The organism is Gemmata sp. SH-PL17 (genome assembly GCF_001610855.1).
Classification (GTDB): domain Bacteria; phylum Planctomycetota; class Planctomycetia; order Gemmatales; family Gemmataceae; genus Gemmata; species Gemmata massiliana.
Genome location: NZ_CP011271.1, coordinates 7,802,241 through 7,818,506, shown reverse-complemented (window position 1 = coordinate 7,818,506; position 16,266 = coordinate 7,802,241). Strand labels below are relative to the sequence as shown.

Sequence of the window (16,266 nt, the reverse complement as noted above, 5' to 3'; positions counted from 1 at the left end):
GTCACCAGCCCCAGATGTCAATTGCCCCGCGCCCGAACCGTGAGCAGAGTTGCGCCTTCGCTTGCGCCCCGAAATTGTTCCGGCTCACGCGCAAATATCGCACGTCGCGCCAGTTCGCTGATCCCGCAAGCGCCGCGGCTCCCCAATCGCTCATCTCAACAGCAGTCAGGTCGAGATCGATCACGGTTTCCAGACCGGGCCACGCGGCCAGTACTTCGGCTCCGGCGTCACCGAGCTGAGTTTGTTGCAATCCGATGTGAATCGGGCGGAACCGGCGAGCCGAGAGCAGTGCCCGAACGCCTGCATCAGTAATGCTTCGATTGAATGCCAGGTTCAGCGATTTCACGCTCTCAAGCCCCGGCCATGCGGCCAGTGCTTCAAGAGCCGCGTTGGTAAGTCCGTTAGAACTCAGATCGAGTGTGACCAGTTCCGTGATGTGTGGAGAACCGGCCAGCGCGCGGGCACCCGCGTCCCCGCACATCGCCCCTCGCAGGTCCAAAAAACGAAGGGCGTTGAGTGGCGCGGTGGCGATGACCTCAGGCGCCCACCCCGCGGCCCGGCGCTGCTCGAACCGGCGCACGCGAGAAGCAAACGGAGCGTGTAGCACTCGTTCGAGAGTATCGCGCGAGACGTGCGGGCAGTGCAGCTTCAGCACGGTCGGACGCAGGTAAGGCGCATCGGCCAGCGCGTTGAGGGCAGAATCGCTGCAATCCAGGCGTCCCAAATCGAACACCCGCACGGCCGCGAGGTGAGGGCATTCGACAAACGGCGCGAAGAATTCTGCCTCGCACGGCACACTGGCAAGGAAACCGAACCGGAGCGAGCGGATGCGTTCGAGGTGGTGGCATTCTGGCACGCGCGCTCGTGCCTCCGAATCGACACGAGACAAATCCAGCGACTCGACCGGGTGCCGCTCCCACAAACGATCCGGGTTCCGCACGAGCGGTTCGAGCGGGAGCGAGACGTGCCCCACGAACCCGCGGAAAAAGCCGGCATCGTCGAGCGCAGTTCCCGCCACTGCGTACTCTGGTAGCTCGGCAGCCCATGCCCGGCGGCTCGCGCTCAGTAGCTCACTCTCGCGTCGTAACAGGGCGATCCGCTCGGCCGTGTCGTGCGGGCGGAACTGGCACCCGTCCGCGCTCTGGAGCGTGCCGAATGTATCTGGTAGGTCGACTTCCTCTGCGCGTAGACGCGCGAGTTCGATCTGCAACCGAACGAATTCCGCGCGCGGGGCCGCGCCGTTCTCCTGGAGCCAGTCGGCGAACATCAGGCGCGGCGTGTCCTCGTCCGGGTGGGCCAGGATCGCGGACAACAGGGCGTCGTGGTCGGACATGGGGCACCGGGCGTCGGGTTCTGTACTATAACCGGGTTCGCGCGCCGATCCAGCCACTGCACGCCAGCGACCCACCATGAGCGAAGAACGCCAACTGCACCTGCTCTCGTCGTACCGGCTCGCGACCTCGTACCCGCTCCAACAAACTCCGGACGAAGTGGCCGCGTGGCTCAACGGGTTCGCGGCCCTGTGGCACCCGGCCGCGCTAGCCGGGGCCGTGCAACCGCCCCAAGCGTCCAGTTCCTACGACCACGACCTCCCGCGAACCGGGTTCGTGTACTGCGTGCCCGAGGGCGCGTACCTGTTCCAACCGGACGATTGGAACCAGCGCGTCGAACAGGCCAATGCGGTCGTGTTCCGGGCGACCGCGTCGCGTGCGGAAACCATCGAGCGATTACTCTCTGCTCTCCGTGAGACGGGCCGCGCCACGGGCCTATTCGATGCACCACCGGAAGCCGTGCGGCTCTTCGCCGGGCTGGGCTACGGCTACCTGATGCTCGACACGCTCTACGAGGCGATGGACCACGAAAAGCTGCTCGACGCCCCCGGCTTCTGGGCCGATGTGATCGCCGCCCGGGACGCACTCGAACGCGGCGAGGATTACAAGGCGTCCCTGAAGAGCGCCGCCGAGAAGCTGCAAGCCGGGCGCGAGCCGGTTTATTCAGGTTCGCTCTACTGGCTCGATTGGGTTCACGTCGACCCGAAGAACCTCGATACACCGTGGCCGGCCTCGCTCGCGGCCGGATTGCCCATTACGGTGCTCGCCTCCGGTGAAACACTGGAGCAACTCGCGGAGCAGGCGCCGGACCGGTTCAGTGAACTCAAAGCAAAAATTCCGCCCGACCTGCCGCAAGCGGTGGACCTGTGCTGCGGATCGTACCGCGACCGCGAAGACGCCCTGCTGCCGATCGAGAGCCAATTGTGGAACCTCCGCGCGGCACGGCGCGCAACGCACAAACTGTTCGGCGTCGAACCTGCCGTTTACGGACGCAAGAAGAGCGCGTTCCACCCGCAACTCCCGGGCTGGCTCACGCACATGGGCTTCAAGCACGCGGTGCTGGTTAGCTCGGACGGTGGACTGATTCCCAGCATCCGCTCGTCCGCGGTGAACTGGCCTGGACCCGACGGCAAGGCGGTCGAAGCGTTCACGCGCGAACCGCTCCCGGCACACGACCCGCACACGTTCTTCAACCTCGTCTACCACCTGCACCAGGCCACCAGTTACGATTCCGCGCCCACGGTATCGCTCGTTCACAAGGGCGAACCCGCGTTCGCGACGTACCACGACCTGCTCGCACTGGCCGATCTCGCGCCCGTGTTCGGCGACTGGACCAATTTGAGCCGCTACTTCGGCGGGGCGACGAGCGGCGATTACATCGGCGTGCAGTCGGCCGACGAGTTCTTCGCGGACTACCTCGACGACCGCACGACGAACCTGCACCGCCCGGACCCCGTAAGCGGGTTCCCGAACCACCTCCGGCTCCGGCGCCGGATCGATTCGACCTTCACGCTCGCGGCCCTCCACCGTGCGCTCACACCACCCGCACCCGAAGATGAAGACTCACTCCGAGCACTGGCCGAAGTCGAAGACGCGATCGAAGCGCGCGGGGTAAACATTGGGGTGGGAGGCGAAGAACCTAACCCCCTAACCCCCTTCCCTAAGAAGGAAGGGGGAACAGAACCAAATACCGCAGGCACCACGCCACAAGCGGCGGTTTTAAGCCCCTCTCCATTTAGGGGAGGGGTTGGGGAGGGGTTACAGCCACAACCTACCCCCCTAGCCCCCCTCCCTGAAGGGAAGGGGGAGCAGGCGCGCGAAATCACTGGGACAGAGAGCACGCTCATCGACCGTGCCGGCTCTTCCTCCCCCTTCCCTTCAGGGAGGGGGGACGGGGGGGTAGGTTCTTCCGACCCGGACGCGAGAGGGGTGGACTCTTCCCTCACCGCTCTCGAAATGCACTGGGCGAAGAAGCTCGCGGACCGCATTCAGGCGCGATCGACCGAGGGGCAGCCGGGCCTGGTGGTCTTCAACCCCTGTGGGTTCACGCGCCGCGTGGCACTGGAGATCGACGGGTTCCGCGGCGCGATTCCGGTAGCCGATCCGGTGAAGGCCGCGGAGTTCAGCGGCACCACCGCGCGGCTCGTAGTAGAAGTTCCGTCGCTGGGGTTCGCGTGGGTGCCGCGTGCGGGAAATGCTGCGCCGCCCAAGCCGCGCATCAAACTCGCAGACGGTTTAACCGTGCGGAACGAGTTCATCGAGTGCGACGTGGACGCGACCACCGGCGGCATCCGCTCGTTCCGCGACCTGCGCACGCGCGCCACGCGGTTCGGTCAGCAGTTGGTGTTCAACCCCGGTAGTAAGATGATCGCCCGCGACGTCCGCGTGACGAACAGCGGCGCGGCGCTCGGCGAAATTGTAAGCACGGGCGACTTGGTCAACGATCACGACGAGATCCTCGCGACCTTCAAGCAGCGGGTCCGCGCGTGGCTCGGCCGGCCGGTGCTGGAACTGCGCATCGAACTCGACGTGAAGCACCAGCCGACGGGGTACCCGTGGCACGCTTTTTACGGCGCGCGGTTCGGGTGGCGCGACGAGCGCGCAGTCCTGTTCCGCGGGGTAAACGGCTCGAACGCACAAACGGGATACACGCGACCGGTTTCGCCCGATTACCTGGAAGTCCGCCTCGGCGCGGAGCGGTCGTTCCTGTTCACGGGCGGCCTACCGTTCGTTCAGCGCCACGGAGCGCGGATGGCGGACGTGATTCTGGTTCCCGAAGGTGAACAGGCCCGCACCTTCGATCTGCTGCTCGCGACCGACCGCGACGTACCGATGCAGACCGCGCAGGGCTGGGTGTCGCCGTCACCGGTGGTGTTCACTGAGAAAGGCCCGCCCGCGATCGGCGCGGCCGGCTGGCTGGCCCACATCGATATGCCGAGCCTGTTGTTAATGAGCCTGCGCCCGTGCGCGCCCAGTGAAGGCGCGAACCGCGCGATCGCCGGTTCACTCATTGAAACCACGGGATTCAGTGGAACAGCAGACCTGCAATTCGCACGCGACCCGAACACGGCCGCGCTCGTGGACGGAATGGGTAACGTGCTCCAACCGCTCGCGATGAACGGCGACGCGATCCCGCTCGAATACTCCGCCGGCGAAACCCTTCGCGTGAAGGCCGAATGGATCTAACCAGCACTGTGGTCGGGTTGCAGTCTGCAATCCGACCACGGCATTTCGCACGAGTTTCGGCTACTCATTCAGATAGCCTATCGTTCACAACACCCATCTGCGAAACCACTTCCAGCTCTCTAATCGGTCCGGCACGGACGGTGCGATAGCTCCCCGCCCCGCAACCACGGGCCGGCGATTCGAGCTGCGATTCAGCGAGCCGCCCCGTCGCGTGTGCGGCTATTGACGCAGTGACTGCGTCCCGGACGCTCCTAAAATGCACGCTCGCGACCTGTATTTCGTCATCCCCACGTACCGGCTCCGCGACGTGGGCGAGACGGTTGAAGCCTACGACGAGCACTTCCGACGCAACGGGCACTCGCCGAAGATCATCGTGTTCGATGACTCCAGCCCGGCCGCTCAGGAGAAGTATTACCCGCTCCTCGAACGAACCCGCACTTACAGCGACGTGTTCTACGTCGGGCCGCGTGAAAAGGAGGCGTTCACCAGCTACATCGGCCAACGGCTGCGCGACAAGCGATTAGACGGATTGGTGAAGAACCTGTTCCGCCCGAGCTACGGCGGGAACCGCAACTGTGCCCTCATGTACACACTCGGCGGGTTGGTGGTGTCGGCCGACGACGACATGCGTCCCTACGCACTCATGGAAGACAGCCTGGAATCGCTCGACGAGGGGGAAATTAGCCGCGGCCGACTCCACCGCGTGAACCAGAACGGGTACGTGCGGAAATCATTCGACGTGCTCGGTGCGTTCCTGGACGTGCTCGGCAAACGCGCCAGCGACGTACCGGCGAACTACGAAGCAGGTGAATTGCTGGTCGACACCGCAATGGACCTGGAGACCAACGCGACCAAGGGTGTGAGCCGGGAGAACTCACTGCTGCTGCGAAAAGGCTCGGTCCGCTCGGATGCGGTCGTGAAGATGGCCCAGACGTTCCGATCGGGAACGAACGACGTGGACGCGCTCGACTTCGCCGAACTGTTCCTGACCAACGACGAACAAGTGGACCCGGACGAGCTGAACGAGCTTTACGTGCTGGTCAATTTCCGCCCCGCGGTCACCAAACTGAACTGGCGAATGGATTGCGGCGTCGCCGGATACGACAACACGTTCGGCCTCCCGCCGTTCTTCCCCACGCGACTGCGGTTCGAGGACTACGTCTACCGACTGTGGGTGCGGCAGGACCAGATTGCCGCGGCGCACGTGGACGCGGCCCAAAACCACACCAAGTCGAACTACATGCGGAACCCGGTGGCCGCCGAGGTCTTCAACGAGGAAGTGTGCAACCTGCTCAAGCGGAAGATCAAGGACACGCTCAGTCACACGGACGAATTGACCATCGGGTTCGACTACAGCGGCGAGGTGACGGCCGAGGACGCGGCGCAAAGCCTGGACAAGGTCGCAGCGCTACACAGCCGCGCGATCGAGGCGGCCGGAACTGCGCAGTCGGAACGCGCGGACGCACTGCGCCTGTTCGCCGCCAATCTCCAAAAGGCGTTCTACAGCTTCGAGCCGGACTTCTTCCAACAGAACCTGCTCCGCATCGCGGACGACGTGGTGTCGGTCATCAAGGGGTCGATCGAACTGTGGCCGACGCTCGTCGAGATCTGCTATTTCGAGAAGGACCGCCGCGGGTTACCGCAAGTGCGGGTGAACAACCAGAAGCGCACGTAGCGGAGGGCGGGAAGAATTTGGACAGGATCAACGAGATCCAGAGAATACCGCGTATCAGGTCTTCATCCCGTAAATCCTGTTGATCTTGTCCAAACGCTTCGCCCGGTGGTGTGTGCCACCCGAGAGGCAGAGATGTGCGAAGCGGACTGCTCAAATTCTCTAAAAAGTGGCCCACAAGCACGGATCGCGGTACACGAAGAAAGGGCGTAGAATTCGCGCCACCAAACGCAAACAGGGCCACCCACTAAGTGGGTGGCCCTGCTGGATAACCGCGGTCAGACGGTTATGGGCACTTGTTACAGTCTTTGGCCTCGGCATCGGCCTTGGCCGCCTCCGCTTCATTCTTGGCCTTCTCCGCGGCCTCGTCAGCGCGGTTCTGGGCCTTATCCAACTTCTCGTTCACCCAGTTCTTGGCTTCTTCTGCCTTTTCGCTGGCTCGGTTCGCGACCTTCTGGGCCGTTTCCGAGATCGCGTTGCCCGCTTCAACCAGTTTGCCTTTGATCGTATCGGCCATGATCGGTCTCCTTAAACTTGTGACTTTGGTGCCATTCGTGCCGGGTTTATCGGCCCGGCCGCCGTTATGTAAAGAGGTTACGCAACGGGCGTGCCAGCGCGATTATTTGGGTAGCCGCGAGTGCTCAGCCCACAAAAATGACGAAGTCATGAGAAAGCAGTTCAGGCGCGGAACGTTCCGACCGGACGTGTGTAACGAAAGACTGTTACGAAAAACTTTTCTACTTGACGAACGAACACCAACCGATCAGCATTTCATAACTCCTACTTGCTTGTGCGACCTGCCAGCACAATCTGCTGCTTATCCGTAGTCCCCGTTCACGACCCAACGGTGCGCCCGTGCCCGTAATTAAGACCCCGTGCCCGAAGTGTGACGCCAGTATGCGCTTCACCGTTGACGGTGAGGGCGACCACGACGTGACCTGCCTGAAGTGCGGGTACGACTTCGTCGCCACACTGGAAGCGGACGAACCGCCGACCAAATCGAAGAAGTCCAAACCCGGTACGGGCACCAAAGAGCGCCTCAAGGCTGAGGGCGCCAAGTCCGGCCGGGCAACCAAGCGCGCCCGTCGAGACGATGATGACGAAGACGATGATGACGACGCGCCCAGGAAGAAAAAGAAGAAGGCGGGCGGTGACTCCGGACAGCAGAAGATCATCATCGCGGGCGCCGTCGCCGGGGTGCTGTTGCTCGGCGGTCTCGGCGCGCTGATTTTCGCTCTCACGGGTTCAAGTAAGCCGACAAAGAACGATTCAACGGCCGAGGTGAAGCCCCAGCCGACAAACGGGCCGATCCCATCCACACCGAATCCCGGTCCGAACGCGGACCCGCCCAAACCCGGTCCGGGGCCAAACACGCCCTCAAACCCGAACGCCAACCCTCCCAAGAAGGCCAACCCACAGGAGCCGCAACTCCCGCCGCTTCCCCCGCCACCGAAGATCCGTCCCAGCGGCGGCAAGCTCACGACAACGACGCCCGTAGTCAAGGCGCCGCCCGTTCCCCCTCTGGCCCCGGACGAAGACCCGTTCGTCCGCGCCAGTACGTTCAAGCCGGACGGTCCACTGCCGGCCCCCCCGGCGCTACCGAAGGGCACGCAGCGCCCGCTACTGACGCTCGATTCCGGCGGGCACACCGGGTTCGTTAGCAAAGTGTTCTTCAACACGAAAAACGACCAGATCATCACCGTCGGTGAGGACAAGGCGGTGCGGTTCTGGGATCCGACCACCAACGAAACGGTGAAGACCGTTCGCTTCCCCGCGGGTCCGGGGCACGAGGGCTCGCTCCAAGCGGCGGCGATGTCGCGGTCCGGCAAGCGCCTCGCGGTCGCCGGGGAACCGTTGGCCAAGGTTCAAGCCGGGCAGGTACCGATCTACATCATTTCGCCCGACACCGGCGCGCTCATCAAGCGCCTCGACGTGGGCAGCGCCGCGGTCACCGGCCTGAGCTTCTCCAACGACGGTAACTGGCTCGGCGTCGGGTGCGAGAACGGCACGATCCAGATGGTGAACGTGTCCACGGGTGCCTCGTACCCCGCGCCCCCGATCAGCAAGGCCTCGGTAATGGAAGTGAAGTACAACCCGAACCCGAAGGCGAAACTGCTCGCCACCCTCGGGGCCGACCACTTTGTACAGATCTGGAACTTCGCCGCGACCGCCCAGCACAAGGACTTCCCGATCAGCGGGGCCACGCCCTCGACGCTCGCCTGGAGCAACGACGGCCAAACGCTCGCCGTCGCTACGACCACGGGCGGGATCCTGCTCGGGTCCGCGAACGGGCAGTTCCAAAAGAGCCTACCGCCCGTCACGCACAACGGTAAACCGCTGCACATTCACCAAATGCAGTTCATGCCCAACGACCGCGAAATCGCGATCGCCGGCGCGAGCGGCGCGAACGGGTGGACCGGGATCGTCTCGGCCGACAGCGGAACCACGCGAACCGGCGTCACGGCCCACAGCAACGTCGTGTTCGCGCTCGACGTTTCGGCCGAGGGGGACCGGATCGTGTCCAGTGGCGGTAACCAGCACGAGACGCTGGTCTGGAAGTCGGACGACGGCAAAATCGAGCACCGCTTGGCCGGCACCGGCAACGGTATCTGGGCCATCGCGTGGGCGAAGGACGGCAAGTCACTCGCGTGGGGCGCCAGCAACAAGAAAGAAGAAGGGGTACTCGCCCTCGAAGGCACGTTCCGGCTCGACGAGTTCGGCGTCGGCAACCCGCCCGATCCGTCCAAGTACACTCAGACGGTAGAAAGCGACGATGCCGGGGTCAAACTGCGCACCGGTTCGAGCGGGTTCATGGTCCAGACGGCCGGGCGCGATCCGGCACTGGTCGCCCTTCCCGACCGCGAACCGATCTACTCGGCCACCATCTTACCGAAGGGGAACGCGGTGCTCGTGGGCGGGGTCCGGAACCTGTACATGGTCAACCCGGCGACCCGCGCGGTGATGCGAAGTTTCGTTGGTCACAGCGGGAACGTACTCTGCGTCACCCCGTCGCCGGACAGCCGGTACTTCGCGACCGGGTCGTCCGACCAGACGATCCGCATCTGGCAACGCGACCGCGAGGAACCGATCCTCTCGATCTTCGTCGCGGGGCGCGAGTGGATCGCGTGGACCCCGGCGGGGTACTATGCGTGCTCCGGGCAGGGCGAGCGCCTGGTCGCCTGGCAGATCCAAGCGGCAGGAGCAAAGGTTCCACAGGTTCACCCCGCCGAGCGGTTCCGCTCGTCCATGTACCAGCCGGCGCTGCTCAAGTACCTCATCCCCGCGGGCAACCTGCCGGTGGCGATGGCAATGGCCCAGAAGTTCGACAAGGCACTGGTCCAGACGACCAGCGTGGCCGACGTGCTCCCGCCGGAAGTCACGCTCGACGGGTTCACCGAAACGGAACTCAAAGTCGATAAGGACAGCTTTACGGTGAAGGCCCGCGCGACGAGTGCCAAGCACCCGATTACCGCGATGCGGCTCCTCGTGAACGGGCGCCCCTTTAAGGGAGCCGCCGGCGTGAAGCGGTTCGAGAACGCCGACCCGAGCACCCCGGCGGAGGCCACCTGGGAAATTCCACTCGTGCCGGGCACACAGACCGTCGCCGTCATCGCCGACTCTCCCGTGAGCAAGGGCATGTCAAAGATCGGTGTCGTGATCCGCCCGGGCGAGATCCCCAAACCGAACCTGTACGTCCTCGCGATGGGGGTGTCCGACTACCCCGGTAGTCTGAAACTGCGCTACTGCGCCACCGACGCGGAAATGCTCGCCGCGGCGTTCAAGGACAAGTCGAAAAACGTGTTCTCCAAGATCGAGGTGAAACTACTCACCGATAAGAGCGCGACCAAACAGGGTATCCGCGACGGGTTGGACTGGATGAAATCGAAGATGACGCCCCAGGACGTCGGCATCGTCTCGTTCTCCGGTCACGGGATGCGCGACCTCTTCAACCGGTTCTACCTCGTTCCGTTCGACGTCAAGCAGGACGATTTCGAGGGAACTTCGTGCCTGCCCGGGGACGAGTTCAAGGCCCGGCTCGATAACATGCCCGGCCGGTTGGTCGCCATTCTGGACGCCTGTCACTCCGGCTCGGTCGCCGAGAAGGATCGCGCGCCGGCCCAGGCCGACACCCTCGTCCGCGACCTGACGGCCGAGGACTCCGGGGTGATCGTCATGTGCGCCTCGCTCGGGCGCGAGTACGCCATCGAGAGCCCGATCAGTAAGGCCGGGTTCTTCACGCTCGGGTTGGTCGAGGGACTGTCCGGGTACGGCGACATCGACGAAGACGGGGTCGTGTACATTCACGAACTCGACACCTACGCGACCGCCCGCGTGCGCCAACTGAGCGGCGGGACGCAGAACCCGACGCTCGGGCGCCCGTCGGCCGTTCGGCCGTTCGCCATCGCGAAGCCCGATAACCCGTTGAGGGCGCAAGACCCGAAGCCGGCGCCCGCACCGAGCAAGCCACCGGCACCAAGTACCCCGCCCGTGTCAACTAACCCGACGGCGCCGGGCACCGCGACGGGACCGACCACCCCGGGTGCCCCGAACAAGCCGCCAGCACCGCTCAAGCCGCCGATCTCGGACAAATAGCTCGCGCTTTGATCGGAACCGCCTCCAACGTGGCCGGCGCGAATTTTGTTCGCGCCGGCCACGTTCTTTTTTGCCCCTCGGGACCGGTTGCGGAAAAATAGGGACGCGCGGGACGGTTCGCTGCAATACCCTTCTGAACGGACCCGTCGCACGGAGGCGCACGATGCCGGCCAGTCTCCTTCACGCCGTATCCCGGTTAGCCGCGGGCGCGGACGATCCGCGAACCGACGCTCACCTCGTAGCGGCGTTTCTCAAAAGCACCGATCAGGCCGCGTTCGCGGAACTCGTCCGGCGCCACGGCCCCACCGTCTTGGGCGTGTGTCGCCGGTTCCTGGGTGCCACCCCGGACGCCGAGGATGCGTTCCAGGCCACGTTTCTCGTGCTCGTCAACCGGGCACGCGGAACCGAGTGGCGCGAGTCGCTCGGCCCGTGGTTGTACGGTGTCGCGTTCCGGGTGGCGCGCCGGGCGCGGTCGACCCGTGCCAAACGTCTGGCGAACGAAAGGCAGGTGCCCGCGATGAGCGATCAACCGGTCCCGTCGAGCGAACCGGACGACGCGAGCGCGGTCCTCGACGAGGAACTCGCCGCACTGCCGGCGATCTACCGCCAGCCACTGATCCTGTGCGAGATACAGGGGACGAGTCGGCGCGTCGCGGCCCAGGAACTGGGGCTGTCCGAGGGCACGCTATCGAGTCGGCTGGCGCGCGGGCGCAAGATGCTCCGCGCCCGGCTCGACCGGCGCGGGCTCGCCCCGGTCACCGCGGGGCTGGCGCTGGCCGTCCCCGCATCACTGGCAACCGCGACCGTTCGGAACGCGGTCCACACGCTCACGCGAACGGCCGGGGCGGTCCCGGCCGGGGTTTTGTTCCTCACGGAAGGGGCTGTGAAATCGATGATCGTGAAATGGAAACTCGCCGGCGCCATGATCGCCGCGTGCGTCGGGTTGACTGGTCTCGGTGCGTGGCAAACATCCGCACAACCACCGACGGCTCCGAACCAGCCTGTGGCCGCGTTACCGCCCGCGCTCCCCCCTGATAAGCCCGCAGCGCTCGAGAAAAAGATCCCGGCGGTGAGCGGGCCGGAACCGATCGCGACCATCTTCGGTGACGTCCCGGTCACGCGCGAGGCGTTCGCGGATCATCTCATCCGCCGGTACGGGAAGAAAGAACTGGACCTGTTCGTGAACACGCAGATCATCGCACACGCCTTCGGACGGAGAGACTGGAAGATCACCGGCGACGACGTGCTGGCGGCGCTCGACGAGGACTGTAAGAGCCTCGGAATGACCCGCGCGCAATTCGCGAAAGACGTGCTGCCGCGGCAAGGGAAAACGCTTGATGAATGGGCAGAAGATGTCGTTGCCCCGCGCCTCATGCTCGCTCGCTTGTGCAATGCGAAGAGCCCGCCCGTTACCGAAGCGGAGCTGCGACGGGCTTTTGATGCGAAGTACGGCGAGAAGATTTCGTGCCGGGTCATTACCTGGACGAAAGACAAGGGAGCTGAAGCGCGAAAGGCTTACGAAGAGATCCGCGAAAACGAGAACGCCTTCGAGGATCATGCCCGGCGCCAGTCGGAACCGACTCTGGCGGCAGTCGGCGGGCGCGTTGCCCCGATCCCCCGCACGCCGGCAACCAACGGCGACAACGATACTCATCGGGCGACCGCAAAACTGCAGGCGGGTGAAATCAGCCCGCTCGTCGTAACGAAAACGGGGTTCATCGTCGTTAAGTGCGACCGAGTGATCCCGGCCGACAAGAGCAAGTCGTTCGAGGCGGAAAAGCCGATGCTCCTTCCCGAGGTGGTAAACGCCCGGCTGGAAAAAGAGATCCCGAAGCTGTTCGACGAACTGAAGCGCGAAGCGAAACCGAAGTACCATCTCACGTTCACCGATGCGATGATTCTCCCGAAGCCGCTCCCGGCACCCAAGAAGTGAATCGACGGCGGGCTCCGGGGCGGTCCCGGCCCGGGTATTGTTCCTCACGGAAGGGGTAACGAGAACCATGATTACGAAATGGAAACTGGCCCTGACGGTGGCCGTGGGTGCGGCGTTCACCGATTTCGGAGCGTGGAAGAGTTCTGCACAACCAGCGCCCGTACCGGTCGCAAAAGCCGCGGACGCGAAGCCGGTTGAGCCGAAACCGCCGGAACCGGTTGCGACCATTTTCGGTGACGTCCCGATCTCGCGCGAGGCGTTCGCGAATCACCTCATCCGCCGGTACGGGAAGAAGGAACTGGAACCGTTCGTAAACAAGCAGATCATCGCGCGCGGCTTCGCTCAGGAAGGATTCACCTTCGCGCCCCTAGAAATCGAGGCGGCACTCGACGCAACTTGCGCGGCGGCCAAGATGACCCGCGCACAACTCACGGAAGAACTGCTCAAGAACCAGTCCAAGACACTTGAGGAATGGAACGAAGACGTAAACATTCCGCTGCAAATGCTTACCCGGCTGACGCACGCGAAAATCAAAGCTGCAACCGAAGCAGAACTGCGTCGGGCGTTCGACCTGAAATACGGTGAAAAGCTCGACTGCCGTATCATCTTGTGGAACAGCGAGACCGAGGCCCGCGCGGTCTACGAAAAAGTGCGCGGGAGCGAAAAAGAGTTCGACGCCCACGCCCGGCGCGGCTCACAAGCGGGGCAGCCGAGATCGGGTGTCGCAGCCGACGGGCGAACCGAGCTGATCCCTCGTGCGCGCCCGTTCGAGGAGCGGCAAGCTGAGCAGGCTGTGTATGCCGCCGTCGCGAAACTCCAACCCGGCGAAGTTAGTCCGCTCGTTCCGGTCGAACTAGAAGGCAATAAAGGGTTCATCGTCCTGAAGTGCGGTAAGGTGATCCCCGCGGACAAGAACAAGTCGTTCGAGAAAGAGAAACCGGCGCTGCTGATGGACGTGATGAGCGCGAAGATCTCGAACGAGCTCCCGAAACTGCGTGCCGAACTGATGCGGCGGGCTGCCCCGAAGTACCACCTCACGTTCCCCGATCCGGTCGCCCTCCCGAACCCAATCCCAGCACCCAAGAAGTGAACCAACGGCGAGCGGGCAAAAGCCCGCTCGCTGCATTTGCTACTTCCCCTTCACGGCCGCGTGATCGCGCCACAACCAGCGGAGCGCGTCCGGCAGGAGCGCGCCGCCGTGGTCGTCCGCGTGCCCGCCGGCGCCGAGTACGTACTTGTAGTCGTAATCCTTTTCCCGCAGCACCTCCACCATCAGTTGGTTTTGCAAGAACCAGTCGCGCTTCGTATTCATCGGGCTGCGGTTGTCGTGAACGCCGTCCTGTAGGTACACGCGGATCGGCTTCGTATCGGCCTTGCGCACGAGGTCCGGGTACACGTGTCCGCCGCGCAGATTGGTGAAACTCCCGATCGCGCTGTACACGCGGCGGAACGCCTCCGGGCGCTCCCACGCCACCGTGAACGCCGCGATCCCGCCACTGGAGAACCCTGCGATCGCCCGCTCGTTCGGGTCTTTCGTGAGCGTGTATTTTTGCGCCACCTCCGGCAGCATTTCATCGACGATCAGCTTGGCGAAAGCGTCCCCGAGCGAGTCGTACTCGACGCTGCGGTTGTTCGGGTTCCCGGTGCCGAGCGACGCCGGGTACTCGGTCCCCCTGTGCCCCGGCGTCACGAAGATGCCGATCGTTACGGGGATCTCTTTTCGGTGAATGAGGTTGTCGAGCACCACCGGCGCGCGGATCACGCCCTTCGGGTTGACCGCCCGCTGCCCGTCCTGAAACACCAGCACGCTCGCCGCGTGCTCCGGCTTGTACTGCGCGGGGACGTACACCCAGTACTGCCGCACGGTGCCGTCGAACACCTTGCTCTTGAAGAGCACAGGGCCGATCAGTTCCCCCGCGGGCACGCCCTCCTGCTTCTGGGAGTCGGACCCGGGCTTGTAAGTGATTTTGGGCGGCAGTTGCTCGGGCGCCGGCTGATCGGCACCGAACGAACACGCCAGTGCCCCGATGAGTAACACGAACGCGGAACGCATGGTGATCTCCGCGGAACGGGAAGAGGTCGAACAGCGCCGATTGTCCGGGAGCGCCCGCGCCGGTCAAGGGGCCAGAAGAGAAGAACCGGTCGCGAACGGTCCTCCGACTTGCTCATACGTGCCGTTTCTCGTTGCCGCCGGGCGGTCCGGGCTTTACATTCAGCGACATTCCTCGCTAACGCTTCACACTCGGAGACAATATGTCCGCAGTTCAGCCCGCGACCGCCCCGCCACTCGCACTACCGCTGCGCCTCAACCTGTCCGTGATGATGTTCCTCCAGTTCGGTGTCTGGGGGGCGTGGTTCGTCGTGTTCTTCCCGTACTTGCGCGGGCTGAACTTCACCGGCGAACAGGCCGGTGCGCTGATCGGTAACATGGCGCTCGGGGCGATTTTCTCGACCATCTTCGCCGGGTACATCGCCGACCGGTTGCTCGCCAGCGAGAAACTGATGGCGGTCTGCCACCTCGCCGGTGCGGGGCTGTTGTACCTGATCGCACAAACGCAAGACCCGGGCCAGTATTGGACGCTGTTCGCGCTTACCTTCGTCTACGCGCTGCTGTACAACCCGACGCTGGTCCTCGCGAACTCGATCACTTTCGAGCACGTCCCGGACGGGCAGCGCGACTTCCCCGGGATCCGCGTTTTGGGCACGCTGGGCTGGATCGCCGCCGGGTTCAGCATCGATGCGCTGTTCGCGGGCGACGGCAAGACCGCGGCGGGGTCCAACGGCCCGCTGTTGCTGGCCGCGGGCCTGTCCGCCGTTCTCGGCGTGTACAGCTTCTTCCTGCCCCACACCCCGCCGAAGGGCGAGGTCAAGGGTATCCCGTTCGTGCGGGCCTTGGCGCTGTTCAAGGATTTCTCGTTTGCGGCGTTCTTTATCGTGTCGCTGGCTATCACCGTGGTGCTGGCGTTCTACTACACGGTCACATCCGACTTCCTGGAGAAGCAGTGCGGGGTGAAGAACATCGGCTCGACGATGCTGATCGGGCAGGTCTGTGAAACGGTGTTCCTGCCGCTGCTGCCACTGTTCTTGGTGCGGTTCGGGATGAAGTGGGTGCTGGCGCTGGGCATGTTCTGCTGGGGGCTGCGCTACTTCCTGTTCGCCAACGCGGGGCCGGAGGGCATGGGCTTCGCGCTGGCGATCGCGGGCGTCGCGCTGCACGGGTTCTGCTTCGACTTCTTCTTCGCCGCCGGGTTCATCCACTGCGACAACAAGGCACCAAAGGACATCCGGGCCAGCGCGCAAGCTCTGTTCAGCTTCCTCACGTATGGTGTCGGGATGTGGCTCGGTAGCCTGATTTGCGGCATGATGGTGGATAAGTACACCGATCCGGCGACGAAGGCCGTGAACTGGTCCGAGTTCTGGATGGTGCCCAGCATCGGTGTGATCGTGTGCTTGGGCGTGTTCCTACTCGTGTTCCGCGACCGCTCGGGGCGAATCGTGGAGCCCGTGTCAGAACCGGCCGCGGTCCCGCCGGGGGCGTAACGGTATTCAGC

The 16,266-nt window shown here is 64.2% G+C and carries 9 protein-coding genes; 6 read left to right on the top strand and 3 right to left on the bottom strand.

Annotated features, from left to right (window positions below; all coding sequences use genetic code 11):
* Nucleotide 1: 1 nt before the first annotated feature.
* A complete protein-coding gene (locus VT84_RS32500) occupies nt 2-1,333 on the bottom strand; it encodes a TIGR02996 domain-containing protein (protein WP_157470089.1) in 1,332 nt (443 codons plus the stop codon).
* Between the two features lie 76 nt (nt 1,334-1,409).
* Here VT84_RS32500 and VT84_RS32495 point away from each other — a divergent pair, with 76 nt between their 5' ends.
* Complete coding sequence (locus VT84_RS32495) at nt 1,410-4,517, top strand: hypothetical protein (RefSeq protein WP_082842461.1); 3,108 nt, start codon at nt 1,410-1,412, stop codon at nt 4,515-4,517.
* Between the two features lie 256 nt (nt 4,518-4,773).
* Nucleotides 4,774-6,192 carry a hypothetical protein gene (locus VT84_RS32490; protein ID WP_082842460.1) on the top strand — a complete coding sequence of 473 codons (1,419 nt, stop codon included), beginning with the start codon at nt 4,774-4,776 and terminating at the stop codon, nt 6,190-6,192.
* Between the two features lie 283 nt (nt 6,193-6,475).
* On the opposite strand, the gene VT84_RS32485 is transcribed toward VT84_RS32490, so the two are convergent.
* A complete protein-coding gene (locus tag VT84_RS32485) occupies nt 6,476-6,706 on the bottom strand; it encodes a hypothetical protein (protein WP_052551572.1) in 231 nt (76 codons plus the stop codon).
* A 380-nt stretch (nt 6,707-7,086) separates the two neighbouring features.
* On the opposite strand from VT84_RS32485, the gene VT84_RS32480 reads away from it, so the two are divergent.
* From VT84_RS32480 to VT84_RS32470, 3 genes are all read left to right on the top strand, one after another.
* Nucleotides 7,087-10,782, top strand: coding sequence for a caspase family protein (locus tag VT84_RS32480; RefSeq protein WP_082842459.1), 3,696 nt, complete (start codon nt 7,087-7,089; stop codon nt 10,780-10,782).
* A 163-nt stretch (nt 10,783-10,945) separates the two neighbouring features.
* Complete coding sequence (locus tag VT84_RS32475; protein ID WP_082842458.1) at nt 10,946-12,715, top strand: sigma-70 family RNA polymerase sigma factor; 1,770 nt, start codon at nt 10,946-10,948, stop codon at nt 12,713-12,715.
* A 67-nt stretch (nt 12,716-12,782) separates the two neighbouring features.
* The gene (locus VT84_RS32470) at nt 12,783-13,805 is read left to right on the top strand and encodes a peptidylprolyl isomerase (protein WP_082842457.1); all 1,023 of its coding nucleotides are present in this window, start codon (nt 12,783-12,785) and stop codon (nt 13,803-13,805) included.
* Between the two features lie 39 nt (nt 13,806-13,844).
* On the opposite strand, the gene VT84_RS32465 is transcribed toward VT84_RS32470, so the two are convergent.
* Nucleotides 13,845-14,768, bottom strand: a complete 924-nt coding sequence (locus VT84_RS32465) for an alpha/beta hydrolase (RefSeq protein WP_082842456.1) — start codon at nt 14,766-14,768, stop codon at nt 13,845-13,847.
* Between the two features lie 200 nt (nt 14,769-14,968).
* Here VT84_RS32465 and VT84_RS32460 point away from each other — a divergent pair, with 200 nt between their 5' ends.
* A complete protein-coding gene (locus tag VT84_RS32460) occupies nt 14,969-16,255 on the top strand; it encodes an MFS transporter (protein WP_052551585.1) in 1,287 nt (428 codons plus the stop codon).
* Nucleotides 16,256-16,266 lie beyond the last annotated feature (11 nt).